This window comes from Pseudomonas sp. GW822-FHT04C11 (assembly GCF_058800905.1).
The window spans coordinates 1-25,732 of record NZ_JBXAMS010000021.1 but is presented as its reverse complement, the minus strand read 5'-3'; the positions used below and the strand labels follow the sequence as shown (position 1 = coordinate 25,732).

General features: G+C 58.3%; 19 protein-coding genes. 13 read left to right on the top strand and 6 right to left on the bottom strand.

The features are described from left to right. The first annotated feature begins 116 nt into the window (after window positions 1-116). The gene (ccoN, locus tag AC1RJ3_RS26340; RefSeq protein WP_103319758.1) at window positions 117-1,544 is read left to right on the top strand and encodes a cytochrome-c oxidase, cbb3-type subunit I; all 1,428 of its coding nucleotides are present in this window, start codon (window positions 117-119) and stop codon (window positions 1,542-1,544) included. 57 nt (window positions 1,545-1,601) lie between these two features. After that, window positions 1,602-1,823 carry a cbb3-type cytochrome c oxidase subunit 3 gene (locus AC1RJ3_RS26335; RefSeq protein WP_347929811.1) on the top strand — a complete coding sequence of 74 codons (222 nt, stop codon included), beginning with the start codon at window positions 1,602-1,604 and terminating at the stop codon, window positions 1,821-1,823. Window positions 1,824-2,014: 191 nt separating this feature from the next. Here the strand turns inward: AC1RJ3_RS26335 and AC1RJ3_RS26330 are convergent, their stop codons facing one another. Both AC1RJ3_RS26330 and AC1RJ3_RS26325 read right to left on the bottom strand, forming a co-directional pair. Further along, on the bottom strand, window positions 2,015-2,509 hold the full coding sequence (locus AC1RJ3_RS26330) for a hypothetical protein (RefSeq protein ID WP_054597012.1): 495 nt from the start codon (window positions 2,507-2,509) through the stop codon (window positions 2,015-2,017). A gap of 244 nt (window positions 2,510-2,753) precedes the next feature. Beyond that, window positions 2,754-3,275, bottom strand: a complete 522-nt coding sequence (locus AC1RJ3_RS26325) for a GNAT family N-acetyltransferase (RefSeq protein WP_493081347.1) — start codon at window positions 3,273-3,275, stop codon at window positions 2,754-2,756. 187 nt (window positions 3,276-3,462) lie between these two features. On the opposite strand from AC1RJ3_RS26325, the gene pdxR reads away from it, so the two are divergent. The 4 genes from pdxR to AC1RJ3_RS26305 all read left to right on the top strand — a co-directional run bounded on the left by pdxR (window position 3,463) and on the right by AC1RJ3_RS26305 (window position 7,167). Then, window positions 3,463-4,896: a MocR-like pyridoxine biosynthesis transcription factor PdxR gene (pdxR, locus tag AC1RJ3_RS26320; protein WP_493081345.1), complete on the top strand. Its 1,434-nt coding sequence runs from the start codon at window positions 3,463-3,465 to the stop codon at window positions 4,894-4,896. 125 nt (window positions 4,897-5,021) lie between these two features. Continuing rightward, entirely contained in the window at window positions 5,022-5,315 is a 294-nt protein-coding gene (locus tag AC1RJ3_RS26315) for an antibiotic biosynthesis monooxygenase family protein (RefSeq protein WP_216742248.1), read from the top strand. Between the two features lie 268 nt (window positions 5,316-5,583). After that, entirely contained in the window at window positions 5,584-6,291 is a 708-nt protein-coding gene (locus tag AC1RJ3_RS26310) for an ATPase (RefSeq protein WP_493081343.1), read from the top strand. Between the two features lie 117 nt (window positions 6,292-6,408). Continuing rightward, complete coding sequence (locus tag AC1RJ3_RS26305) at window positions 6,409-7,167, top strand: lytic polysaccharide monooxygenase auxiliary activity family 9 protein (protein WP_493081341.1); 759 nt, start codon at window positions 6,409-6,411, stop codon at window positions 7,165-7,167. A 76-nt stretch (window positions 7,168-7,243) separates the two neighbouring features. On the opposite strand, the gene AC1RJ3_RS26300 is transcribed toward AC1RJ3_RS26305, so the two are convergent. Next, window positions 7,244-12,145, bottom strand: a complete 4,902-nt coding sequence (locus tag AC1RJ3_RS26300; protein WP_054597006.1) for an NAD-glutamate dehydrogenase — start codon at window positions 12,143-12,145, stop codon at window positions 7,244-7,246. Window positions 12,146-12,649: 504 nt separating this feature from the next. On the opposite strand from AC1RJ3_RS26300, the gene AC1RJ3_RS26295 reads away from it, so the two are divergent. Then, window positions 12,650-13,006: a hypothetical protein gene (locus AC1RJ3_RS26295; protein ID WP_054597005.1), complete on the top strand. Its 357-nt coding sequence runs from the start codon at window positions 12,650-12,652 to the stop codon at window positions 13,004-13,006. A 77-nt stretch (window positions 13,007-13,083) separates the two neighbouring features. Next, window positions 13,084-13,302 (top strand): DUF2970 domain-containing protein, encoded by a 219-nt coding sequence (locus AC1RJ3_RS26290; protein WP_054597004.1) that lies wholly within the window; start codon window positions 13,084-13,086, stop codon window positions 13,300-13,302. A 7-nt stretch (window positions 13,303-13,309) separates the two neighbouring features. Here the strand turns inward: AC1RJ3_RS26290 and AC1RJ3_RS26285 are convergent, their stop codons facing one another. Beyond that, on the bottom strand, window positions 13,310-14,395 hold the full coding sequence (locus tag AC1RJ3_RS26285; RefSeq protein ID WP_347929805.1) for an ABC transporter substrate-binding protein: 1,086 nt from the start codon (window positions 14,393-14,395) through the stop codon (window positions 13,310-13,312). A gap of 521 nt (window positions 14,396-14,916) precedes the next feature. Between AC1RJ3_RS26285 and AC1RJ3_RS26280 the strand changes: the two genes are divergently transcribed. Beyond that, window positions 14,917-16,575 (top strand): nitrite/sulfite reductase, encoded by a 1,659-nt coding sequence (locus AC1RJ3_RS26280; RefSeq protein ID WP_489112094.1) that lies wholly within the window; start codon window positions 14,917-14,919, stop codon window positions 16,573-16,575. After that, window positions 16,559-17,053 carry a DUF934 domain-containing protein gene (locus AC1RJ3_RS26275; RefSeq protein WP_054597001.1) on the top strand — a complete coding sequence of 165 codons (495 nt, stop codon included), beginning with the start codon at window positions 16,559-16,561 and terminating at the stop codon, window positions 17,051-17,053. The genes AC1RJ3_RS26280 and AC1RJ3_RS26275 overlap by 17 nt, the downstream gene beginning before the upstream one ends. Window positions 17,054-17,132: 79 nt before the next feature. On the opposite strand, the gene AC1RJ3_RS26270 is transcribed toward AC1RJ3_RS26275, so the two are convergent. Next, window positions 17,133-20,963 carry a leucine-rich repeat domain-containing protein gene (locus tag AC1RJ3_RS26270; RefSeq protein WP_493081337.1) on the bottom strand — a complete coding sequence of 1,277 codons (3,831 nt, stop codon included), beginning with the start codon at window positions 20,961-20,963 and terminating at the stop codon, window positions 17,133-17,135. A gap of 205 nt (window positions 20,964-21,168) precedes the next feature. Next, window positions 21,169-22,191, bottom strand: a complete 1,023-nt coding sequence (sohB, locus tag AC1RJ3_RS26265) for a protease SohB (protein ID WP_103319724.1) — start codon at window positions 22,189-22,191, stop codon at window positions 21,169-21,171. Between the two features lie 205 nt (window positions 22,192-22,396). Between sohB and AC1RJ3_RS26260 the strand changes: the two genes are divergently transcribed. The 3 genes from AC1RJ3_RS26260 to AC1RJ3_RS26250 all read left to right on the top strand — a co-directional run bounded on the left by AC1RJ3_RS26260 (window position 22,397) and on the right by AC1RJ3_RS26250 (window position 25,627). Continuing rightward, window positions 22,397-23,107, top strand: coding sequence for a histidine phosphatase family protein (locus tag AC1RJ3_RS26260; RefSeq protein WP_103319722.1), 711 nt, complete (start codon window positions 22,397-22,399; stop codon window positions 23,105-23,107). Between the two features lie 50 nt (window positions 23,108-23,157). Continuing rightward, window positions 23,158-23,472, top strand: a complete 315-nt coding sequence (locus AC1RJ3_RS26255) for an SCP2 sterol-binding domain-containing protein (protein ID WP_019690779.1) — start codon at window positions 23,158-23,160, stop codon at window positions 23,470-23,472. Window positions 23,473-23,779: 307 nt separating this feature from the next. Next, complete coding sequence (locus AC1RJ3_RS26250) at window positions 23,780-25,627, top strand: amidohydrolase (protein ID WP_493081440.1); 1,848 nt, start codon at window positions 23,780-23,782, stop codon at window positions 25,625-25,627. Window positions 25,628-25,732: the final 105 nt, after the last annotated feature.

The following is a 25,732-nucleotide window of genomic DNA, read 5'->3' as shown; positions in this document are numbered from 1 at the left end:
GATCCGCATTAATGCAGTTTTTCTGAGTCTGTTTTGTTTCGACCAGGGTTTCTACAGTTGACCGCATGCCAGACCGGGTGGCCTGGCAAGACTTTGCAACCGTGGAAGCATTGACCATGAGCACAGCAGCAATCGGACAGGCCTATAACTACAAGGTCGTCCGCCAATTCGTCGTGGCAACAGTGGTATGGGGTGTTATCGGGATGGCGATGGGCGTGTGGATCGCCTCGCAACTGGTGTGGCCGGAGGCGAACCTCGATTTGCCCTGGACCACCTTTGGTCGCTTGCGCCCGCTGCACACCAGCCTGGTGATTTTCGGTTTTGCCGGCAGCGCACAATTTGCCGCCAGCTACTACGCGGTTCAGCGCACCTGCCAGGTGCGACTGTACAGCGACAAACTCGCCGCCTTCACCTTCTGGGGCTGGCAATCGGTGATCGTCAGCATGCTGATCACCCTCCCCCTGGGCTACACCACCACCAAGGAATACGCCGAGATCGAGTTCTCCGGCGCGGTGTGGATGACGGTGGTCTGGGTCGCCTACGCCATTGTGTTCTTCACCACAGTGGTGCAGCGCAAGACCAAGCACATCTACGTCGGCAACTGGTTCTTCGGAGCGTTCATTGTGGTGATCGCCATGCTGCACGTGGTTAATCACCTGTCGATTCCGGTGGACTGGTTCAAGTCCTATCCGGTGTATTCCGGGGCCACCGATGCGATGGTGCAGTGGTGGTATGGGCACAACGCAGTGGGCTTCTTCCTGACTACCGGCTTCCTCGGGATGATGTATTACTTCGTGCCGAAACAGGTCGGCCGGCCGGTGTATTCCTATCGGTTGTCGATCGTGCATTTCTGGGCGCTGATCACCCTGTACATCTGGGCCGGCCCACACCACTTGCACTACACCGCACTGCCGGACTGGGCGCAATCGCTGGGCATGGCGATGTCGCTGATCCTGCTGGCGCCGAGCTGGGGCGGGATGATCAACGGGATGATGACGCTCTCGGGCGCCTGGCATAAGTTGCGCACCGACCCGATTCTGCGGTTCTTGGTGCTGTCGCTGGCGTTCTACGGCATGTCGACGTTCGAAGGGCCGATGATGGCGATCAAAACCGTCAACGCCCTCTCCCACTACACCGACTGGACCATCGGCCACGTACACGCCGGCGCCTTGGGCTGGGTGGCGATGATCACCTTCGGTTCGCTGTACCACATGATCCCGAAAGTCTTTGGCCGCGAGCAGATGTACAGCATCAGTCTGATCAACACGCACTTCTGGCTCGCAACCATCGGCACCGTGCTGTACATCGCCTCGATGTGGGTCAACGGCATCACCCAGGGCCTGATGTGGCGCGCCATCAACGACGATGGCACGCTGACCTATTCCTTCGTCGAAACCCTGGTGGCCAGCCATCCTGGCTTCATTGTGCGTTTCGTCGGCGGCGTGTTCTTCCTCAGCGGCATGCTGCTGATGGCTTACAACACCTGGCGCACCGTGCGGGTCGCCGACCTGAAAATCGCTGAGCAAGAAGCGCAGATCGCTTGATCCGGCCCATGACGCAAGCCCACCGGCTTGCGTCTCTCACCTCAGGGAATGTTTGCCATGATCGAAGTCATGTTGGATCTGTTGGGCGTGGCGTGCCTGTATTTATCGGTGGAGTATTGCTTGAAGCATCAGTCGGCCGAAAGCCTGGAAGATGCCAGTCTGATGCCGTTTGCCGATGACCCGGAAGTGGCACGGCGGGTGGAGTTGGCGACGGGCAAGACTGTGAAAGCCGTTGCACCCGAAGAAGCCAGGCCGGGTTGGGGGAATCTGGAGGTTTGAAGTCAAACCACACCCCCTGTGGCGAGGGGGCTTGCCGGAACGCCGCACCGCCCCGTTCGGCTGCGAAGCAGTCGTAAAACCGGCAGATGCATTTTCCCTGACACAATACGATCATCGACTTTTGGACCGCTTCGCGCTCCAACGGGGGCAAGCCCCCTCGCCACAAAAGTTCACACCTGCCAGAACTCGACTCAACCCCGATCGCGCGGTATCAGGCTCTGCAACTGCTGCGCCAGGAAATTCGCGTCGAAGGCAAAGGTGTCCGGGTCTTTCAGGCCATTGGTCTTGCGCCACTGCCAGTCAGTCGAAGGGGGTTGGCACACCAGCGACACGCTGCCGTAACGCGCAGCGGTCAAGCCCATGACCGCCAGTGTAATCAGCCCACCGGCACCCATCACTTCCGGGACGATTTCCACCGGTTTGCCGGCAATCAGAATGCTCAGTTTTTCGGTCTTGAAGGTCGAGCTTTCGACCGGCACGTTCGCCCCGAACGCCACATAGGCTTCGCGGCTCACCTCCAGCAAATGCGGGGCCTTGACCGGGGCCAGCCACTGCTCGATCTGCCCGAACAACTCGCCAATTCGTGTTGCCCAGACTGCCGATTGGGTTTCAAACAGCTGCTTCTTGTGCGCTTCGCTTTCTGCGTAGTGGCGAAGCATCTCACCCAGTTGCTGTACGTCATCCATTGCTGTGTTCCTTTGGTTGAAGCAGTACTGCGGACTTTGAGCATGGCAGATGCACGCTGCCGGCGTACGACTAAAACCGGGCATGCACACCTTGCTGACACTTCAGCGCCGCGCCAAGGGTTTACTCCGCTGCCGGATCGCGGACATTGTAGGCTGCACTCAGTCATCAACAGGAGCGTATTGGTCCCGGATGCCGCCGAACGGTATGCGCAAGCTGCGCTGGCGTTCGCCCTCGGCGGCTGACTCAGCGCGCCTTGAGCAGACGGCGCAAGCGCGCCATGCTCAGGGCATCCACCAGCACCCCATCGCGCACTGCATACTCGCGAAACAAGCCTTCTGTGTCGAAACCAAACTTGCGATACAGCCCGATCGCCGCTTCGTTATCCGCATACACCGAGAGTTCGACCCGCTGCACGTTCATCCAGTTGTCGGCAAGGTCGAGCACCGCCGCGAGCAGCCGCGAGCCAACGCCCTTGCCTTGCCACGCGACCGCCACGCCCATGCCGATGTTGGCGCAATGACTGCGACGAATCCGCGAAACCTGCTCCAGGCCGATGTTGCCGATCACCTGGCCCTGATGCAACGCCACCAGTTGCACCACTCGCTCGTTCTCCGGCGCCAGGCGCTTGCGCCAGACTTCAGTGGACTGAAACGGCATTTGCAGCACCTGGCGGGCAACCGCCGGATCGTTGTAAAGCGCGGTGATGCCCTCGATGTGGGCTTCGCTCATACGCTCAATGCTGATCACTGGATCGATGGCTGACATGGTGATTCCTCCTTGAAAGTGGCATGGCCATCGAGTCTAAACGGATCATCACCCGGATGACGACAGCCATAGCGCGACGAGGCGCGAATATGGATGCGCTGCAACTTCTTCCCGACACCGCAATACGGGTAATCTGATGTCACACACGTCAACCCGAAACACCAACTGCCGCAGGAGCCTCGCGGGTATGGAACTTCATGTTGTGATCAACGGCCGCAAGGACCTCGCAGGTCAGCTGTATCAGCAACTGCGTAGCGCCATCGAGTCGGGTCGCCTGGCCGCCGGGACACAGCTACCGCCGAGCCGCTTGCTCGCCGAGCAATTGGGCATCTCACGCAAGACCATTTCCGACACCTACGCGCAGTTGACCTACGAGAACTTCCTCACCGGGAGGATCGGCAAAGGCACCTACGTCAATCCCCGCCCCTCGGCAATCGTCCGCAAACAGAGCCATTGCGAACTGGCGAGCGCCGACATCCTCGAGCGTTGGCGCAACATGCCGTGGTTCTTGCGCCACCCCACCCAGGAAGGTTCGCTACGTTACGAGTTCATCGGCGGTGCCACCAGCAAGGGCCTGTTTCCTCAGGATGACTGGCGCCGCTGCACCGCCCATGCGCTGCGGCAGATTGCTGGCTCCAAGGGTTTTTACAGCGAGCCGGAAGGCCTGCCGACGCTGCGCAACGCGATCGCCCGGCATATCGCCTTTTCTCGCGGGGTCAATTGCCAGGACGACGACGTGGTGGTGTGCAACGGCGCGCAGCAAGCGCTGGACCTGATCTCCCGCGTACTGACCGAGCCCGGTAGCCTCGTCGCGATGGAAGATCCCGGCTACCCGCCGGCACGCCTGTTGTTCGCCTCTCACGGCGCCGAAGTGATCGGGGTGCCGGTGGATGAGCAAGGCATTCAAGTCGAGCTGATTCCCGATGGAACCCGGCTGATCTATGTCACACCCTCTCACCAGTTCCCGCTCGGCATGCCGATGAGCCAGGCACGGCGCGAAGCCTTGCTGGCAAGGGCACATGAGCTGGGCGCGATCATTATCGAGGACGACTACGACAGTGAGTTCCGCTACGCGGGCCGACCCACCGACTCCCTGCAAAGCATGGATGAGCGCGGGATCGTCGCCTACGTCGGGACCTTTTCGAAAACCCTGCTGCCAGAATTGCGCCTGGGTTACGCGATTCTGCCGCCGGCCATTCTCGACGCGGTGATCCGCGCCAAGCAACTGACCGACCTGCACACCTCGACCCTGCCGCAATGGGCCTTGGCCAAGTTCATCGCCGAAGGCTGTCTGCTGAAACACATCCGCCGCTGCCATACGGTCTATGCCGGGCGGCGCGAGCGAATCCTCGCACGCGTCGCCGGGGACCTTTCGCCCTGGCTCGAAGCGGTGCCAACCACTGCCGGCTTTCACATGGCCTTGCTGTGCAAAGTCGAGGTGGATGTCCCGTTGGTCATCACATTGGCGAAAAAACTCGACGTCGGGCTGTATGGCCTGAGCGGTTTTTACTATCAGCAACCGCCACGGGCCGGGCTGTTCATGGGCTTCGGCTCCATCGAAACCCTGGACATCGATAGTGCCCTTGACCGCCTGCGGGACATTTTGCAGCAAGTCTGTTGAGGTCTATTGGTATGGCACTTTTACTGCCAATTGGCTGTTGGCCGCTACCAGCCACAGGCCTATCCTGCACATGCGTTATCCCACCTTGAGCGAGCCTCGTCCGGCTTGATACAGGAGCGTGTGCGATGCCCAACGAAATAATCAATACGGTCCAGGTACAGGCCGCCGCTGGCCGCTCGGATGAACTGGGCAAGCAATTGCAGAAGATCGTCGAAACATTGCGTGAGCTCCCAGGCTGCGATTCCTACATGGTCGACCGCTGTCCGGAGGATGACAATCGATGGACGGTCAGTGCCCGCTGGCAGTCCGAAACCGCCATGCAATCACACTTCTACTGCCCGCAAGTTCAAGGCTTCATCAGCCTGATCGACAGCCGACTGGCCAGCAGCGTCGACTTCAACTGTTTCCCCATCGTTTAACGCGTCGACACGATGCACTACTGACGCTATTGAAAAACTAATACCCGCGCGTCCAGCCATAAGTAACAGGGCCTGAACTCTATATTCGGGCCCTGTTTATTTCCTTGGGAAATCAACTACGCACTTTTAAATCCCTAATAAATCAGCCCTCCGACCAGTGGAACTATTGGCTATTTAATTTCCCGCCAACAGGTTTAGTCTGGAACTACGTCGACACTGTTCGACCCGTTAAACTTCCCGATTGAATGTGTTTCACTGGAGACACACCATGAACATAGTCCTGGTCACCAGCATCAGCCTCACTGCCTTATTAACCGGCTGTTCGGTGCCCACCGCTCCAGAAGAGCAAGCCGCGCTGAGCAATTACTTCACTGCACCACTCGTGCACTCCAGCACCACCCATGTCACCAACGGTCCGAACGTGTCACTGGGCATTGTCTACAGTCAGAACACCCAGAACAGCCGTGCCTACCTCAAGGACTACCAGGCCAACGCCGGCACCGGTTTTGGCCAGAGCCTGCTGGTGCAGCCGATCCACGACGCCTATGTTTCCACCTCCCAACCGGACATGGCGGTGAATTGGATCAAGGCCTCCCTGCAACGGCAGTTCGGCTCGGTAACGGTTTATCCGGACATGCAAAGTCTTAAAGCCGCGAAACCGGATGTCGTGGCGGTCATCGATACCCATAGTCAGCTCATCACCTCGCGCAGTTCCAATGTGCAGGCCGACGTCTCGGCGGCTTTCTATGATGCCAGGCTCAATTACATCGGAACCGCTCAAGGCCATGAGGCAAAAAGCCTGAGTCCGGTGTGGGCGGATTTTAAACCTACCGCCGAGATAGTTGCCGACATCAATGAACAGCAGAGCATTCAAGTTCGCGCCTTGCAAAAGTTTGACCAGTCGCTCAATAATTTATTGACTAAACCGTCAGATAAACTTTCGTTATCGAGTGAAGGATTGCGAACCATTAAATAACCCTCCCTTCCAGGCCTGAAAACACAGCCAAACCGTACTGTCTACTGTCAACTCTGACAGTAGACAGTGATCGATCCTTCCTTCTCTAATCCACCTCGACAGACAGGTGACGGGCCGATGGACTTTCGTCCGGTCTTTGGTGGTTTCATTGAATGGAGTGTCAATGCGATGACTTCAAAAAACGAACAATCTTCTGAAAGTGGGCTGGAAAAACTCTCGTCAGGTGAGGTAAACAAACTCATCGAGAGTTTGTTAAGTGAGCTAAGCCACAGGAAAGAAATTGGGCCCAGGCATGGCCGAATCACCACGCCAAAATCCCGCGCTCAGTTCCTTCTTGAGGAAGGTAAGCTGGATCCCGGTCAAGCCAACGCACTTGAGGGCGGAAAACTGTTTCCTGCGACTGAAGGTAACTTGCAGGACCCTGATGCTCCGGAAGATGTGCGCAACATCGCACCTCCCCTCGACGGGATGATTGCCAGTGGCGGGCATAGCGATGCACGCGCCCTGCTCAACGCACCAGGCGCCCACTGGAAAAAACATGACGTCATGTCGGGCCAAAACCTGGTGCTCATGTGGGAGTTAAGCCAAGGCCATTTGACCCGCCGATGGAAGTACTTGATCACCAAAGCGGACTGGAACTCCAATGAACCATTGGCGAGGAGACATTTCGAAGAAACCCCGCTCAAGACGTACCTCAACAGTTACCAGCCATACTGGGGACCTGAGGCCGACAAAGAACTGATGCCTGGTCCTCTTCAACGACACGAAGTGACTTTGCCTCCGCGCAAGGGATACCACGTCCTTCTCGCCATTTGGGACGTGGCAAATACCGATAAAGCCTTCTATCAAGTGATTGACCTGAATTTCCCTGCCTGACCGACCATGCTCACTTGCAACAAAAAAAAAGCCCCGCCTCTCTCGAGACGGGGCTTTTTTATTCAGCGCCTGATGATCAGGCAGCAGGCTCCAGTTCAGCGATTGCAGTGGCCGTGACAGGCACCACCGCTTGACCGCTCAACGCCAGGTCCAGCAGTTCGCGGTTGGCGACCGCGTACATGGCGTAGTCGGTGCCGCTGGCGGCACGGATGTCCACCAGCATGGCGCGCCAGCGCTCGACCATGGTCTGGTTCTGGTCCATCCACAAGGCCAGACGTGTTTCCACGTCCTGCTTGCCGTTGCCCATTTGCAGGACCGAGATGGTGATCGCCCGTTGCTGCCAGTCGATGTCATCGCGGAACGCTTCACGGGCCAGCGCTTGCCAGTTGTTTTCCACCGGCAGAGCGCTGATCTGTTGCAGGTACCAGGTCAGGTCCAACGCGCTGCCCACGGCGAAGTAGGCCTTGGCCACGTCCGCTGCATTCTGGCCAGTCACGTCCGCTGCCTCGATGATTGGCAACAAGGTGTACAGGTGACTGGTGCCTGCAACCATGCGCGCCAGCAACTCGGGTACGCCAGCGGCGACGTAGGCCTGATAGCGAGTCTGCCAGCCTTCGCGCGTCGGACCTTCCAGCAGTTCGTCGAGCTTGAGGCCCAGCGCTGCCAGATGTGGACCGAAGTGTGCGACGTCGCGCGCTGCGTTCTGCTCGTTGCGACGGCTGCGCAGGAACCAGCGAGTGGCACGACGGCCCAGACGCATCAGCTCATCCATCAGCTCCAGTTGTACGTCGGCCGACACCTGGTAATCCAGCGCCTCGATCTGACGGAACCAGTGCGGGAGATGGAAGATGTCACGCACGATTACATACGCACCGGCCACGTTCGCCGGGCTCATGCCGGTCGACTCTTTGAGTCGCTGAACGAAGGTGATACCCATGTGGTTGACCAGATCGTTGGCGATCTGGGTGCTGACGATCTCACGCTTCAGACGGTGACGACGCATGGCCTCGGAGAACTTGCTGACCAGCATCGGCGGGAAAGCGGTTTCCATGTCGCGGGTCAGATAGTCGTCGTCCGGCACCAGGGAGTTGAGCAACTGCTCCTTGAGGTCGATCTTGCTGTAGGAGATCAATACCGACAGCTCGGCACGGGTCAGACCATGGCCTGCCGCAACGCGCTCGTTCAGTTGATCTTCGGTCGGCAGGAACTCGATGGCACGGTCCAGCTTGCCACGGCCTTCCAGGTCGTTCATCAAGCGCTTGTACTCGGCAATCCGCACGTAGGCGCGACGGGCTGCCAAGGACAGGGCCTGGGTCTGCTTGTAGTTGTTGCCGAGAACCAGACCGCCGACTTCATCCGTCATGCTGCCGAGCAACTGGTTACGTTGCTTCTCGGTCATGTCGCCAGCCTGCACCACTTCGTTGAGCAGGATCTTGATGTTCACTTCGTGGTCGGAGCAGTCCACGCCACCGGCGTTGTCGATGAAGTCGGTGTTGGAGCCGCCGCCATTGAGACCGAATTCGACACGACCCAGTTGGGTCATACCGAGGTTACCGCCCTCGCCCACGACTTTGCAGCGCAGTTCGTTGCCGTTCACGCGCAGTGCATCGTTGGCCTTGTCGCCGACATCGGCGTGGCTTTCGCTGCTGGCTTTGACGTACGTACCGATACCGCCGTTCCACAACAGATCCACTGGTGCCTTGAGCAAGGCGTTCAGCAGTTCGGTCGGGGTCAGCTTGTCGGCCTGAATGTCGAAGCGCTCTTTCATCTGCGGGGAAATCGCGATGCTCTTCGCGCTACGGGAGAAGATCCCGCCGCCTTCAGACATGATGCTGGTGTCGTAATCCGACCACGCCGAACGCGGCAGGTCGAACAGACGCTGACGCTCAGCGAAGCTGTTGGCTGGCTGTGGATTCGGGTCGATGAAAATGTGCAGGTGGTTGAACGCTGCGACCAGTTGCAGCTTGTCGGACATCAACAAACCGTTACCGAACACGTCACCGGCCATGTCGCCGACACCCACGACAGTGATGCTGTCTTCCTGGACGTTGATGCCGCGCTCGCGGAAGTGACGTTGTACGCCAACCCACGCGCCTTTGGCGGTGATGCCCATTTTCTTGTGGTCGTAACCGGCCGAGCCGCCCGACGCGAAGGCGTCACCGAGCCAGAAGCCGTAGTCGATCGCAATACCGTTGGCGATGTCGGAGAAGGTCGCAGTGCCCTTGTCCGCTGCCACCACCAGGTACGGGTCATCGTCGTCATGACGCACGACGTTGGCCGGCGGTACCAGCGCACCGTCTTTCAGGTTGTCGGTGATGTCCAACAGACCGGAAATGAAGATGCGGTAGCAGGCGATGCCTTCTGCTGCGATCTCATCACGGCTGCCGCCCAACGGCAGGCGACGCGGCAGGAAGCCGCCTTTGGCGCCCACTGGCACGATGACCGAGTTCTTCACTTGCTGGGCTTTTACCAGGCCCAGGACTTCGGTACGGAAGTCTTCTTCACGGTCGGACCAGCGCAGACCACCACGAGCCACGTTGCCGAAGCGCAGGTGCACGCCTTCGACGCGTGGCGAGTAAACGAAGATTTCGAACTTCGGTACTGGCTTCGGCAGCTCTGGAATAGCGTGCGGGTTGAACTTGAAGCTGAAGTAGGACTTGTTCTGACCGTTGGCGTCGGTCTGGTAGAAGTTGGTCCGCAAAGTAGCCTTGATCAGGTCCAGGTAGCGACGCAGGATGCGGTCTTCGTTCAACACTTGAACGTCGTCCAGAGCGCTCAGAATCGCTTGTTCCAGGCGCAGCTGCTTGTCGTCGAGGTCGTCGCTGGTCAGCTTGCGCGCCAGGTAGAAACGGGTCTTGAACAACCGGGTCAATTCGCGAGCGATATCGGTGTGGTTGTTCAGGGTGCTGGCGATGTAGCCCAGGTCGAAGCCCAGACGAATCTGCTTCAGGTAACGGGCGTAAGCACGCAGCAGCGCAACGTCGCGCCACGGCAGGCCGGCGGTCAGTACCAGACGGTTGAATGCATCGTTTTCGGCATCGCCGCGAACGATGTGGACGAACGCGTCCTGCAGGGTGTCGTTGAGCTGCTGGATGTCGAGTTCCAGGCCTTCAGCAGCGGTGAACGCGAAGTCGTGAATCCAGAACTCGCGACCGTTGCTGTGACGCAGGCGATACGGGAACTCGCCCAGCACGCGCAGGCCGAGGTTTTCCAGGATTGGCAAGACGTCGGACAGGGCCAGCGGGGTATCGGCGTGGTACAGCTTGCAGTGCAGCTCGCGCTGACCGGACACCTGACCCAGCGGCTGATAGAAGCTCATGACCAGCGGATTTTTTTCGCTCAGGCTCAGCAGGTGCTGCATGTCGACCACAGCCGAATGCGCGGCGAAACGCTCGCGGTAGCCGGCCGGGAAGCCTTTCGGGAAGTCGGACAGCACATTGGTGCCCTGGGCTTCGCCGAAGCTTTCGACCACCAGGCTTGCGTAGTCGTCCTGCCAGCTGCGGCAGGCCTGAACCACTTCTTTTTCCAGCAGCAGTGGATCGATGTCCAGACGATTCTTCGGGTCGACCCGCAGAATCAGTTGCACACGGGCCAGCACGGACTCGGAGAAGAAGGTCCAGAATTCGCAATCGCTGGCTTTCAGGCGATCCATCAGCACTTGCTGGATCTTCTGACGCACTTCGGTGGAGTAGATGTCGCGTGGCACGTAGGCCAGGCAGTAGCAGAAGCGACCGTACGGGTCTTTGCGCAGGAACACGCGAATCTTGTTGCGTTCCTGGATCTGCACGATCGACATCACGGTGCTGAACAGCTCGTCGACCGGAGTCTGGAACAGATCGTCACGCGGCAGTACTTCGAGTACCTGGGCCAGTTCCTTGCCCAGGTGCGCCTTGGACTGGAAGCCGGAGCGCTGTTCGATGACATCGACCTTGCGACGGATGTACGGAATGACCCGCACGCTTTCGCCATACACCGACGAGGTGTACAGGCCCATGAAACGGCATTCCTTGATGACTTTGCCGTTGGCATCGATCTGGCGGATCGACACGTAGTCAGGGTAAGCCGGACGGTGCACACGGCTTGGGTGCGCAGCCTTGGCGAACGACAGCGGCGTCGGTTCACGCAGGTAGTTCACGGCGTAGTCTTCGATACGCAGGTCGTCAGCCGTCAGGCCGGCGCGCAGCAATCGGGTCAGGCCCAGGAACGAGCTCTGGTCGTACTCGATATGGCCGCCATCCTTGTCATCGCGAACCACGAACTCTTCGTAACCGAGGAACGTGAAGTGGTTGCCCACCAGCCACTCGAGGAAGCCCTTGATCTCGCTCTTTTCTTCGGCATCGACGGCAAACTTGCTCTTGTCGATGCCTTCGATCAGTTCCTGGACCTTGGCTTTCATCGGTTCGAAATCGGCGACCGCAACGCGGACTTCACTGAGAACCTGCTCCAGTTCCTTGCTCAATACATTGAGTTCGGCGGTATGGGCGCAACGGTCGATCTCAAGGTACATCAGCGATTCTTGCAGAATGCCTTCGCCCTGGGAGCCTTTAGGCAGGATTTCCAGCAACTCGCCCTTGGCGCCGCGACGCACGCTCAGCACCGTGGTTTGCAAGGTGTGGATGCTGTAGCCGCGACGGTTCAGCTCGGTGCGCACCGAGTCCACGAGAAATGGCAAGTCGTGGTGCAGCACTTCGACCGCCGTGTGGGTCGACTGCCAGCCGTGACGTTCGTAATCCGGGTTGTAAACGCGCACTTGCGGTTGCGCGTGATCAAAGCGCTCAAGCAGGCGCCAGGCAGAAAGGGTGCAGCCGGCGAGGTCGGACAACCGGCGCTGGGTCAGCTCATCGAGGGAAATAATGCCGAAGAATTGTTCAGCGAACAGCGCCACTTGTGGCAGTGACTGTTCACTGATGTGCTGCGCCAGTGCCGCTTGCAGTTGTTGCTGGAAGTCGGCTTTGCTGGCTGCGGTGAAGAACGCCATCTGTGGTACTCCGCTTGGGCTTGTTATTGATGGAAGCGTCGCGTGCAAAACCCCTGTCGGGGCAATCCGTCACCCAGTTCCTGAATCTCGGGCAGAGGTTAACAGGGTGACAGATGGGTGAAGCTGGACGAGACACTCAGGTCACATTCACCTTCCATGAATGGGCATCTGTAAAAACGACTACCGGATAGACAAGCAATGTCTTTAGAGGTGCCCATTGGTTGCGCAGCTTATCGGGTGCGACAACCTGCCTGCTTGCGATGCTGCGACATATTCGGTCATCGGTACGTAACTCATCGGCAGCGCATCGAACAACACTAGCAGTTGCGTGAAAAAAAGACGGTTTTATGCCCGGATTTACGGTGCCTTCGTACCAGAAATGACCGACTCCCCTTGTAGTGTTCACAACACACTTTCAGACACACATCCGAGCAGAAATTCACTCGGGCTGGCAGAATCGGCTTTTGTCGTCTTCATAACGCTCCTTGAGCGAGGATTTTCCCCATGCAACTGACCACCGCCCACCTTATCGCCAACCCGTGCGATGACGAAGAAGACAACCTGGCCATGCTCTGCTGCCACAGCAATCAGGGCGAGATGTTTTTGATGACTCGCTACCCGGATGAAGATGAGCTGGAGATCACCCTTGATGGCGAACCGTCGACCCTCGACGGCGTGAAAGTCACCCTCAGCCCTACCCGCCTGCTGATCGAAATAGCCGCCGCTGACGCCGATGCGCTGAATGGCGACGATCATCTGGAAATCCACCACAGCACCGCGCCGGCGGATCTGGCTGAAGTGGAAGAAACGTTGCAGAACATTCTCAAGGGCACGGGCACTTATGTGAGCCAGTTGAGCTGACCCTAGCGGGTGGGTGGCCTCACGGCCCCGGGAAGATTGACTATGCTTGCCTAATACACTCCGGTGACGAGGGATTTATGGACGATCCAGTCGACAACAAACCACCCAGCTTCTGGCAGATGCTGCACAGCGTGATGGCGGCGGCGTTCGGCGTACAGAGCGGAAAGAACCGCGCCCGCGACTTCACACACGGCAAACCCAGTCATTTCGTGATATTGGGCATTCTGTTCACCGCAGTCTTTGCGCTGACGCTGTTCGGTATCGTGAAACTGGTCCTGCATCTGGCCGGGGTTTAGCCCGACGTCAGTGCATCAGTGCTTGCAGGCTGAACGGATAGCGATAGCTCAGCGGACGATCCTTGGCCGAAAAGCTGCGAAAGTTCACACCGTAGTTCTGCGTGGCACCGATGGCCAACAAGCGCCTGGCCTGTTCCCGATCAATCAACTGCAACAGCGGGACCTGCCGGTCACGACCGCCATATCGTTCGACATGGACGCCCTGGTCATAGTCATGCAACTGCACCAGCGCCCAACCGCCCAGGCTGAAGTGTCCGCCTACCAATACACTAAGACGACCATCCAGCAGTGCCTGCAAGGCTGACGGCGAGGTATTGACGGCGCTGAACAGCGCGCCCTTGCCCGGCGTGCCGCCCGCCTCTTCATAGGCCTGCATCGCGCCGAACGCCATTTCATCGTTGGCCGTCCAGATCAGCGACGTCTGCGGATAGCGCTTGAACAGCAACGTCGCCTGCTCATGGACGCGCTGACGGTTCCAGCCGCCGTACACCAGTTGCTGCAAATGCACCTCGGGGTGCTCGCGCAACGCCCGCATCAAGCCCTTTTCACGCAACTGCGAGGCCGGCGTGATTTTCAAACCGGCAAACGCCAGCAATTCAAGTTTCTGGCCGGGGGCGACCGGAGGATGCAGGCGGATCAACTCCTTGAGCATCAGGTAACCGCCCTCCTCATCGTTGGGTACCAGGCTACCGAGCAAAGCCGGGTATTTTTTCTCGCGATTGCCGAGCAACGCCAGTTGATCAGCGTTTAGCGCGCTATTGACGATAAACAGCTTCACGCCGCTGCCCTCGGACAGCCGCAAAATTTCCGGCGCAACATATTGCTCGTTGGCGAACACCAGATAGTCCGGACGTTTTGGCCCTTGCAGGGCTTCACGGGCCTGTTTGATCGTGGTTTCAGGCACGCGCTCGGAATACTGGATCTGCAGGTCCATGCCCAGATCCCGGGCGGCAGCCTGCATGAATTGCGAATAGCTCAGCCAAAAAGTTTCCGTAGAGGTGCCAGGACTCAGGAACAGCACTGACGCCGCTTGCGTACCCGATCCATAGACCGAGCAAAACGTCAGCAATACCCCACAGAAAAACTTGAACATTGAATATCCGAGCCCCGGCAATTAGCCGCGCATTATAGCCAGCGAAGTGCTGGCAAATCGCGATTAATCGACGTTTTGTCCGACAATCGTCAGGACAGGGCCCGGACACGCTTACCTATTGATGGCTGACCCAGAACACCGCAGTGCCCACTACCAGGATGATCAGAAACAGAATGGCCCATGCATCGACGGTGCTATCGCTTTTCCGTGCTTTGGTTGGGTTGCTCATTGCATCGCCTCTTGTCGGTTTTATCGGTGATTGCAGAAAGACTCGAGCACAGTTAAGTAGAGGATTGCCCGCACCACAAATGTGGGTGAGACAATAACCAGTCTCATTAGTCGATTTGGTTCTTTACATATACTCAAACATCACTTTTGCGCATAAACGCAAACTGGTATCTTGCCTCGGCTCCGTGGGGAGTGCGCGGCCGTGCGCGCAGAATTGCCAAGGCAGTATCGGAATCAAGCGAGCGGAAAACGCAGCTGTTCCTGATTGGCCCAAGCCTGAGAACAGGACCTATATGTACGTATACGACGAGTACGATCAGCGGATCATCGAGGACCGCGTCAAGCAGTTCCGTGATCAGACCCGACGCTATCTGGCAGGCGAGCTGAGCGAAGAAGAATTCCGCCCCCTGCGCCTGCAAAATGGCCTTTACATCCAGCGCTTCGCTCCGATGCTGCGGGTTGCCGTGCCTTATGGCCAACTGACTTCGCGCCAGACGCGAATGATGGCCAAGATTGCCCGCGACTACGACAAGGGCTATGCCCACATCAGTACCCGGCAGAACGTCCAGTTCAACTGGCCGGCACTGGAAGACATCCCGGACATCCTGGCTGAGCTGGCGACCGTGCAGATGCACGCTATCCAGACCAGCGGCAACTGCCTGCGCAACGTCACCACCGATCAGTTCGCCGGTGTCGCTGCCGACGAGTTGATCGATCCGCGTCCGTGGTGCGAAATCGTCCGTCAGTGGACCACCTTCCACCCGGAATTCGCCTACCTGCCGCGCAAGTTCAAGATCGCCATCAACGGTTCGACCTCGGACCGTGCAGCCATTGAAGTCCATGACATCGGCCTTGAGCCGGTGCACAACGCCGCAGGCGAACTGGGTTTCCGCGTGCTGGTCGGTGGTGGCCTCGGCCGAACGCCTGTCGTTGGCGCGTTCATCAATGAATTCCTGCCGTGGCCAGACCTGTTGAGCTACCTCGACGCCATCCTGCGTGTGTACAACCGCTATGGTCGTCGCGACAACAAGTACAAGGCGCGGATCAAGATTCTGGTCAAGGCCCTGACGCCTGAAGTCTTCGCACAAAAAGTCGACGCGGAAATGGAATACCTTCGCGGTGGCCAGACCACGCTGACCGAGGCTGAAGTGCATCGCGTCGCCAAGCACTTCGTCGATCCGGACTACAAAGTCCTGAACGATCAGACGGCAGAACTGGCTGAACTCGACAAGCAATATCCGGGCTTTGCTCGCTGGCGCACCCGCAACACCCTGGCTCACAAGAAGCCGGGGTATGTCGCGGTAACCCTGTCGCTCAAGCCGACCGGCGTTGCACCGGGCGACCTGACCGACAAGCAGCTCGATGGCGTTGCCGACCTGGCCGACCGCTACAGCTTTGGCCAGCTGCGCACCTCCCATGAGCAGAACATCATTCTGGCTGACGTCGAGCAGAGCCAACTGTTCACCCTGTGGGGTGAATTGCGCGAGCAAGGCTTCGCTACACCGAATATCGGCCTGCTGACCGACATCATCTGCTGCCCCGGTGGCGACTTCTGCTCCCTGGCCAACGCCAAGTCGATCCCGATCGCCGAAGCCATCCAGCGTCGTTTCGATGACCTGGACTACCTGTTCGACATTGGCGAACTGGACCTGAACATCTCCGGCTGCATGAACGCCTGTGGTCACCACCACGTCGGCCACATCGGCATCCTCGGAGTGGACAAGAAAGGTGAAGAGTTCTACCAGGTATCCCTCGGTGGCAGCGCCAGCCGTGACGCCAGCCTGGGCAAGATCCTCGGCCCGTCCTTTGCCCAGGACGACATGCCTGACGTGATCTCGAAGCTGATCGACGTGTACGTGGAACAACGTACCGAAGACGAACGCTTCATCGACACCTATCAACGTATCGGCATCGACCTCTTCAAGGAACGCGTCTATGCAGCGAATAATTAAGAACAACGAAGTCATCGACGAAACCTGGCACTTGTTGCCCAAGGACGCGACTTTCGACGGCATTTCCAACTGCGACGACCTGATCGTCCCGCTGGCCCTGTGGCGCGATCATGCGCATGCGCTCAAGGCGCGTGATGGCGGTTTGGGGGTGTGGCTGGATGCCGATGAAGAAGCCGAGGAAATCGGTGACGACGTCGATCACTTCCAGGTCATTGCTTTGAACTTCCCGGCCTTCACCGACGGGCGCAACTACTCCAACGCGCGCCTGCTGCGTGACCGCTACGGCTACAAGGGCGAACTGCGGGCGATCGGCGATGTGCTGCGCGACCAGTTGTTCTACCTGCACCGCTGCGGTTTCGACGCGTATGCATTGCGCGCGGACAAAGACCCGTACGAAGCCCTTGAAAGCCTCAAGGACTTCTCGGTGACCTACCAGGCCGCCACCGACGAACCGCTGCCGCTGTTCCGTCGCCGCTGATCGACAAAAAAACCTTGAGCCCGGACAGGTGCCGGGCTCAAGGTTTTTTATTGTGGCTACAGACTCCTCGCTCCACCTACTACGCTTGAAAAGTCTCACCATCGAGACTGGCTTTTTTCACTGGCGGCTCCTTGAATAAAGTGATTCTGTCTTCCAGTCGTACAAAACTGGCAAACGGATCATCCCTATCGAAAATCGACCATTCCACGCCCTCGAACAGGTGCTGGCAAAGCTCCTGCGAAGCATCCATCTCATTAACCATTCGCCACACTCGCTGTTGCAAAGGTGCATAGTCCACCAGGAAATCGGCCGTGCGCGTCAGCGCGTCCAAAGTACCGAAGAAACGATCACTCCCCTCTTTTGCAAACACACGCTCCCAGCGTGCAGTCTGTTGTGCCGCCTGCTCAGGGAGAAGCCCGGTCAACCACGTGTTTGGACTGGTAACATCGTGTACCGCTGACCCCATCCATAAATTGATCCCTGTCTGCTTTCGATGGGCTACAACCCATTGCAGACTGTCTACGTCGGTTAGCGGATTACCTGAAAGCAAGACGTTGCCCACGGCCACCGACTGCTCACGAACCGATTCAGGCACTCGGACAAGCTGGTTATCACGAAGATCCAAGCGCTCCAGGCCATGAAAATCCAGAGCAAAAGTCGGGCAAGATTTAAGCTCCGCACGCCTCAACTTGAGTTGACGCAATTCGGACATCTCAAACACTGGCGGTGGGAGACCCAACGGATTTTCGCTTAGATCGAGCTCCTGAAGTCGGGTGAGCTCGGCGAGTTGGCCTACGGTTCCCTCCGTCAGGACCAGCCGGGTCGCTTTCAGGTTCAAGATCTCAAGCCGAGACAACTGGCCGATGGCAGGCGGCAATCGACCAACCGCTATGCCATTCTGGTCAAAGAGTCGTAGATCAACGCCCTGCATATTCAATGTGCGAAGGTTGGGGAAACACTCAAGGAATCCGTTAAGGCTGCCGCGCTGCGTTAACTTGAAATTCGGCATGGTGAGAGAGACTACGTCATTCAACTTTACGTTGAGCTGCGGGAGGTAGTGCATCTGCTCGAAGTCCATATCCAGGTGAAAGCCGATGAACTGTCCGTCCCGATAAACCCGGCTTTCTGGCCCGCTACGCTTTTGCCAAATGGCGATCAGGTCTTCGGCCAGCTCATATCGGGTATCACGTTCAATATCCATCCATTCGTCTATGCGCGCGTCGTTCTCCGCCTTAATCTCGGCGTCGCTCATTCCCTCCGTGCCCTCATCACCCGCGAGCAGAATATCTATATCCATCTCTTCGATATCATCGGTGATGTTTTCGATCCAACCGGTGATATCGAAACGTAGTTGCTCTGACTGCAACCTCAGCCGATAAAGATCAGCCTGAGCCTGGGCGCCTGCATTCAATAGAAACTCATCCGCCTGCTCAGTCGTAAAAGCAGGATAAATCTCTTTAACCTGAAGCCTCATGATTTCTGTGGACAGCTCGCCGAACTGCGCGGTGCCAGGGAATCCGCCGCCGTGCAACCCGAAACGCTGAAAGGGCAATCCGGAGTCGATCCTGTGTAGCCCCAGCATCAATTCGGAGCGCGGCAGGACGTGTTCCCGAATTTTGGACTGCAAGTCCTGCCATTCGCGGCCTGGACGCAAACCGAGGGCCGCGCGTTGTTCTTGCGGCAGAAGCCCGAACAGCGCTTGATCAAAGTCAGCCGTACCGACCCGCCCGTAGAGCACTTCGATTCGAGTCGCACGCGACCAGCCCGGCAGCCGTTCCAGCGTCTGCAATACAAGCACATCACTGTCGGCGTTTTCGACCGACTTCAGATAAAGCCCCTCATAGGCGCGGCACAGACGTACATGCTGCGTGTACTGCTGCGCCTTGCCGCCCAACTGCCCGAGCACTCGCTTGGCGTCAGCCAGCGTGTGGGGCGCAGCAATGTCCACTCCCGACCTGTCGAGCATTTGCTCCACCGCACTTTTCGGCAAACTGGGATATTGATCCCGAAACAACCTGACCCAGTCATTATCCGATTGCTGTAGCGCGTCGTAGCGCTGCCTGAACTGTTCGACTCGCGTGCTTTTTAGCTGTTCGGCCTGCGCCGAGCCTTCGGGGAGCGCGTCAACGGCACGCTGCAGATCCTGATCGAGCGTGAAACGACTGATGGTATCCGCCAGCACCGGAGCCGGTGACCGCTGCCCGGTGTGCATCAGGCGTAATACATCATCATCCACGGGGCTGACATGAGCTATCTGGGCCAGAACCTCATCGCTGAATGCCTGGACACTCGGCCCAATACCTCGCATCAGTTGCGCCCGTTCAGCGCCAACGGCGGAAGGTGCAACATTTCCGGCCACCAGCGAGGACTCGCCGGACAAGGGTTCGTCCATAAACGCGGGGGCAGGACCGGGTTCAGACCCGATGCCGACGGCATGCTCTTCGGCCTTGATGGCTGCCCCTTCCGCGGCCAGTGGCAAGGCATTGAGCAAACCGAATACGGTACGCGTGACACCTGCCGAACGCTCTTCAGCGGTCTTGCCATCAACCGCCTGAGCCAATCCATAACCGGCATCGATCAGTCCGGCCAGCGCCAACAAACCTTCGCCACCCGGAACGAACAACGCCAAGGGACCAAATTTGTTGATCCATTGCACAATGGGCTCGACCACCGCTCTCAAATCATCCCGATTGACCTGGGCATCGTCTCGAATCTTTTCAATACTGGACTGGGCCGCTTGCTTCATCAGCAACACCCACTGCGCGAAGGGATCGATTGGAGACGTTGCGACCTCGAAGTGAATGTAATCGGCAGGATCCCAGTAACCATCATCGTTGAAAAAACCATGGCCTTTCTTCAAATGATGCTGTTTGGGGTAAAGCGCCATGCCCTCCAACGCGGTCGACACGCCTGCGTGGAATGTGCCGTCCTGCCGGTCATCTTCGGAAAAATGCGCTGCCAGAGCATCCCTCCTGGCAACGTCCCGGCCCACATCGACCACCCATTTGTGCAAGGCCTGTTGATCGGCAAATTCGTGGAACGGAGAAGAGTTACTCGGGACATAAAGCAAAATCCGCTCACTGATTCTCTCTCGAAAGCTCCAGATATCGCTCGATACATAACGGTAAATGACCAGACGCGCAGCCTCTATGGAGGACTCGGTCGTCGCCCAGGCCTGCAATTGCTCAACCGTCAGTTGCTCCCACGTTTGCTGCGGATCAAACCCGGCAACCTGCAGTGCCAGTTTGAGTCCGTCCTGGGTCAGGCTGTTTTCCCGGTGTTGCAAATAAGCCGCCATGACAAAGGCCGTCTTGACCGAAGTGCGCAGCGGATAACCTTGGGGGGCAAGACAAACCTCGTCGGAAGGCCACGCAGCGTGCACATAAGCGGTGTATTTGTCCTTGAACTCCAGCTCCCACACCCACTTTTTGAACGCTGCCGGCTGCAGCTTTAGCTGAGTGCTCGGACCGTAGAGCTGAGGGTCGGTATGGCGGTAGATGCCCTCATAGTCCAGGAACCCGCCATCTGGATTGATAGACTCATCGATCTCGACGATTTGGACTTCCGGGCCCACGGCAGGAGGCGTGTACAGGCCGAATCCCGTTTCCCCGAAACGACCCGCGCCCACGGTCTGATGGTTGGACAACAGGGCCTGTACCAGGCTTTGTGATTTTCTGACCCGGCCTTGCTGCACGTCCTGTTGTGCAGGGTAACCATAAAAATGGTAATTGAGGTCAACCAGGCGAGCAGCCAATAACTCTGCTCCCCAACGTTCCTCGATCAGCTTCGCGGCATATTGGGTCGGGGTCGAGGGCAATACGGCGTCCAGTGCAAGGCTCGACAGTGGCTGTTTGTTCCGAGCAGATAACCGGCGGGGGACAGGCTGGTGTTGACTCTCTAGCGCCATCATTTGCAATCCTTTGCAGTTGATTCGGGAGCTATGAGCTTATGCATCGCCTGCCGCAAAAAAAGCAGGAAATGTCCTCAATCCGGTGGGAAAACGCGACGGTCTCAAAAGACCTGAAATACGGCGGGTAAACACTCGAAACTGAGCAGCGTCGAGCATTGCACTCGACGCCGTAAAAACGGGCCCGCATTGGCGAGCCCCGTGCTCCCTACCAAAAACGCTGCTGGGTGAGACGGCTCCACCACGTCAGCAAGACCCGATCAATCGAACCGCTGGCCGCCAGGCCGACGCGTTCTTGCAGGCTCTTGCGTTCGGCATAATGCAAGTGAAACAGCTCTGCGCCCTTGGCCCGTTCGGCAAGGTATTCATCGCTGGTTTTCAGCTCATCGACCAGTCGTTTTTCCAGTGCGGCAACACCCAGCCAGACTTCACCGGTGGCCACTTCATTGATGGCCAGTTGCGGCCGGTAGCGTGAGACGAAGTTCTTGAACAGTTCGTGAGTCACATCCAGGTCTTCCTGGAACTTCTCCCGGCCCTTCTCGGTGTTTTCGCCAAACACTGTCAGCGTGCGCTTGTACTCACCCGCCGTCAGGACTTCAAAGTCGATGTCGTGCTTTTTCAGCAGGCGATTGACGTTAGGCAACTGCGCCACCACCCCGATCGAACCCAGAATGGCAAACGGCGCACTGATGATCTTCTCGCCGATGCACGCCATCATGTAACCACCGCTGGCCGCGACCTTGTCGATACACACGGTCAATGGCACACCGGCCTGACGAATGCGCGCCAGTTGCGAGGACGCCAGACCGTAGCTGTGAACCATGCCACCGCCGCTTTCCAGGCGCAGCACGACTTCGTCCTTCGGCGTGGCCAGGGACAACAACGCGGTAATTTCATGGCGCAGGCTTTCAGTCGCTGAAGCCCTGATGTCACCATCGAAATCCAGCACGAACACCCGCGGTTTGGCCTCCGGCTTTTTCTTCTGTTTTTTCTCGGACTTGGCTTCGGATTTACGCAAGGCCTTGAGCTGGTCCTTGTCGAGCAGTGTCTGCTCCAGGCGCTCACGCAGTTCCTTGTAGAAATCATTGAGTTTACTGACCTGCAACTGGCCCGTGAACTTGCGCCGGCCTTTGCTGCGCAACGCCGCAAAGCTGGCCAGGACCACCAGAATGGCGATCACCAGGGTAACGGTTTTAGCCAGAAAACTTGCGTACTCGGCAAAAAACTCCACATTGACTCCTTAACGACAGTGCGCCGCAGAACACGCAGGCGCGTATACCTTCAGCATACCCATGCAGCCGCGTTGCGACCAGTCGTGAAACCTTCCGTGACAGGCCCCCAACGAGCATTTCAAACAAGCGTATGTTTTTTCATTGACAGCTCATCGCCATCCTCATAACCTCGCAAAACCTTCAACGTACCCGGATGACGCGGACGTGGGCAGCATCTATTTGATTCGACATGGCCAGGCCTCTTTCGGTGCAGACGACTACGACGTGCTGTCGCCGACCGGTATTCGCCAGGCAGAAATACTCGGCAGTCACCTGGCTGAACTGGGATTGAGTTTCGATCGCTGCCTGTCGGGCGACCTGCGTCGCCAGCAACACACCGCCAGCAGTGCCCTGGCACAATTCGGCGCTGTCGGCCTGCCAGTGCCGCCGCTGGAAATCGATTCAGCCTTCAACGAGTTCGACGCCGACGCGGTGATTCGCGCGCTGATTCCGGACCTGCTGCCCGAAGAACCCGAAGCCCTGAATATTCTGCGCAATGCCGCGCAGAATCGCGGCGAGTTTCAGCGAATCTTTGCCTTGATCATCGAGCGTTGGTTGGCCGGTACTTACGACCCACCGGGGCTGGAAAGCTGGCCAGGCTTCGTCGAGCGGGTCCAGGCCGGTTTGCAGCGTATTCTCGAACAGGCCGACAACACCCAGAAAATCGCCGTGTTCACCTCCGGCGGGACCATCACTGCCCTGCTCCACCTGATTACTCAAATGCCGGCCAGGCAGGCCTTTGAGCTGAATTGGCAAATCGTTAACACCTCGCTCAACCAACTGAAGTTCCGTGGTCGCGAGGTGACACTGGCTTCCTTCAACAGTCATGCACATTTGCAACTGCTGAAGGCCCCGGAACTCATCACTTTCCGTTGAGTCCGGATCACTGTGACCCTTGCTGTAACACTTCATAAAAGGATCGAACCATGACCTCCGTAGCTGACGCCGTACAAGCCATGAAAGCCAAGTTCAACCCAGCCGCTGCTGCCGGTCTGGACCTGGTTTTCGGTTTCCGCATCGACGACACCAAGAACTTCTCGCTGATCGTTAAAGACAGCACGTGCGAGCTGAAAGAAGGCGAGAACCCGGACGCTCAAGTGACTCTGGTCATGGACGGCGAAACCCTGGAAGGCATCGTCGACGGTTCGACCGACGGCATGCAGGCATTCATGGGCGGCAAACTGCGCGCTGAAGGCGACATGATGCTGGCCATGAAACTGTCCGAGCTGTTCCCAAGCTAAGACGACGGCTCCCAGCCTCGGGAGCCCTCTGGCTGCCTACGAATCCCGCCCTTATGGCGGGATTCGTCGTTTCTGCCGGTCGTAAATGTGCCCGCCCGACACATCGACTGCGGATTTGCCGTCTATATTCTTTGCTGGCCGTATGGCTCGCACATTCGGCTGCTCGCTCGACCGAACACCTGCGGAGAACGGCGCCATGAGCCCACCTGATGAACACGACGATTTCAACCACCGCCGCGTACTGCAAGGCCTTTCGGCAGGCACCGTCAGCGCCTGGACCAGTCCTCTATTTGCGCAGAGCACCAGCATGACCAACTCCCCAGCCGATCTCATCCTGTTCAACGGTCGCATGCACACGGTCGACCGGGATAAACCCCTTGCGAGCGCGGTCGCCATCAAGGACGGGCGGTTTATTACCGTCGGCAATGATACGGACGTCATGCCCCTGCGCGGCGCCAGCACGCAAGTCATCGACCTGCAAAAACGTACGGTGATCCCTGGCCTCAACGACTCGCACCTGCACCTGATCCGTGGCGGCCTGAACTACAACCTCGAACTGCGCTGGGAAGGTGTGCCGTCATTGGTCGACGCCTTGCGCATGCTCAAGGACCAGGCTGATCGCACACCGGCACCGCAATGGGTGCGCGTGGTCGGTGGCTGGACCGAGTTCCAGTTCGCCGAAAAGCGCCTGCCGACGATTGAAGAGCTGAACAAGGCTGCGCCTGACACACCGGTGTTCGTCCTGCACCTGTATGACCGCGCCCTGCTCAACCGCTCAGCACTCAAAGTGGTGGGCTACGACCGCAATACCCCGAACCCGCCGGGTGGCGAAATCCAGCGCGATGCCAATGGCGACCCTACAGGCATGCTGATCGCCCGCCCGAATGCGATGATTCTCTACTCGACGCTGGCCAAGGGGCCGAAGCTGCCACTGGAGTATCAGCTCAACTCGACCCGGCAGTTCATGCGCGAACTCAATCGCCTCGGTGTCACCAGCGCCATCGATGCCGGTGGCGGCTTTCAGAATTACCCGGACGACTATCAGGTCATCCAGCAATTGGCGAAGGACCGGCAACTGAGCGTGCGCATCGCTTACAACCTGTTCACCCAAAAACCCAAGGAAGAACTGACCGACTTCAAGAACTGGACCAGTACCTCGCACTACGGCCAGGGTGACGATTTCCTGCGGCACAACGGCGCTGGCGAAATGCTGGTGTTCTCCGCCGCCGACTTTGAAGACTTCCTCGAACCACGCCCCGATCTGCTGCAAACCATGGAGCAGGAACTGGAACCGGTGGTGCGGCATCTGGTCGAGCAGCGCTGGCCATTTCGCCTGCACGCCACCTACAACGAATCGATCAGCCGGATGCTCGATGTGTTCGAAAAGGTCAACCGCGATATCCCGTTCGACGGGCTGCCGTGGTTCTTCGATCACGCCGAAACCATCACCCCGCAGAACATCGAGCGGGTTCGTGCACTGGGCGGCGGCATTGCGATTCAGGACCGCATGGCTTTTCAGGGCGAATACTTTGTCGACCGTTACGGCGCCAAGGCTGCCGAGCACACCCCTCCGATCCAGCGCATGCTCGCCGAAGGTATTCCGGTCGGTGCCGGCACCGACGCCACACGGGTTTCCAGCTACAACCCATGGACATCACTCTACTGGCTGGTCAGCGGCCGCACCGTCGGCGGCCTGGAGCTTTACCCGCAAGGCCTGAGCCGTGACACGGCGCTGGAACTCTACACCCATGGCAGCGCCTGGTTCTCCTCCGAGCAAGGCACAAAGGGCCAGATCAAGGTCGGGCAACTGGCCGATCTGGTGGCGTTGTCTGCCGACTACTTCAGCGTCGACGACGAAGCGATCAAATGGATTGAATCGGTGCTGACCGTGGTCGATGGCAAGGTGGTGTACGGCAGCCTCGAATTCGAAAAACTCGGCCCACCGCGTTTGCCGGTCATGCCCGACTGGTCACCGGTGGTGAACGTGCCGGGGCACTGGAAACCCTTGGCACCGCTCACCGCCCAGATGCATCAGTGCGCAGGTGCCTGCGCAGTGCATGCCCACAGCCATGAGCGGGCGCGCTTGTCGAACGCACCCGTCAGCGACTTCCAGGGATTCTGGGGCGCGTTTGGCTGTTCGTGTTTTGCGTTTTGACGAATGCCTTTGACAGTAAGCCCGCCAATGGCGCAATGCTGTTCACTTAAGGAAGTCTGGAGGCCTGAGAAGTATCTGTGGCGAGGGAGCTTGCTCCCGCTGGAC

Bases quoted from the DNA above. Each gene is read 5' to 3' on its own strand.
- AC1RJ3_RS26300 (WP_054597006.1), bottom strand. From the start codon at position 12,145: ATGGCGTTCTTCACCGCAGCCAGCAAAGCCGACTTCCAGCAACAACTG.
- AC1RJ3_RS26305 (WP_493081341.1), top strand. From the start codon at position 6,409: ATGGACTTTCGTCCGGTCTTTGGTGGTTTCATTGAATGGAGTGTCAAT.
- ccoN (WP_103319758.1), top strand. From the start codon at position 117: ATGAGCACAGCAGCAATCGGACAGGCCTATAACTACAAGGTCGTCCGC.
- AC1RJ3_RS26335 (WP_347929811.1), top strand. From the start codon at position 1,602: ATGATCGAAGTCATGTTGGATCTGTTGGGCGTGGCGTGCCTGTATTTA.
- AC1RJ3_RS26310 (WP_493081343.1), top strand. From the start codon at position 5,584: ATGAACATAGTCCTGGTCACCAGCATCAGCCTCACTGCCTTATTAACC.
- AC1RJ3_RS26315 (WP_216742248.1), top strand. From the start codon at position 5,022: ATGCCCAACGAAATAATCAATACGGTCCAGGTACAGGCCGCCGCTGGC.
- pdxR (WP_493081345.1), top strand. From the start codon at position 3,463: ATGGAACTTCATGTTGTGATCAACGGCCGCAAGGACCTCGCAGGTCAG.
- AC1RJ3_RS26280 (WP_489112094.1), top strand. From the start codon at position 14,917: ATGTACGTATACGACGAGTACGATCAGCGGATCATCGAGGACCGCGTC.
- AC1RJ3_RS26275 (WP_054597001.1), top strand. From the start codon at position 16,559: ATGCAGCGAATAATTAAGAACAACGAAGTCATCGACGAAACCTGGCAC.
- AC1RJ3_RS26255 (WP_019690779.1), top strand. From the start codon at position 23,158: ATGACCTCCGTAGCTGACGCCGTACAAGCCATGAAAGCCAAGTTCAAC.
- AC1RJ3_RS26250 (WP_493081440.1), top strand. From the start codon at position 23,780: ATGACCAACTCCCCAGCCGATCTCATCCTGTTCAACGGTCGCATGCAC.
- AC1RJ3_RS26270 (WP_493081337.1), bottom strand. From the start codon at position 20,963: ATGATGGCGCTAGAGAGTCAACACCAGCCTGTCCCCCGCCGGTTATCT.
- AC1RJ3_RS26290 (WP_054597004.1), top strand. From the start codon at position 13,084: ATGGACGATCCAGTCGACAACAAACCACCCAGCTTCTGGCAGATGCTG.
- AC1RJ3_RS26285 (WP_347929805.1), bottom strand. From the start codon at position 14,395: ATGTTCAAGTTTTTCTGTGGGGTATTGCTGACGTTTTGCTCGGTCTAT.
- AC1RJ3_RS26295 (WP_054597005.1), top strand. From the start codon at position 12,650: ATGCAACTGACCACCGCCCACCTTATCGCCAACCCGTGCGATGACGAA.
- AC1RJ3_RS26325 (WP_493081347.1), bottom strand. From the start codon at position 3,275: ATGTCAGCCATCGATCCAGTGATCAGCATTGAGCGTATGAGCGAAGCC.
- AC1RJ3_RS26330 (WP_054597012.1), bottom strand. From the start codon at position 2,509: ATGGATGACGTACAGCAACTGGGTGAGATGCTTCGCCACTACGCAGAA.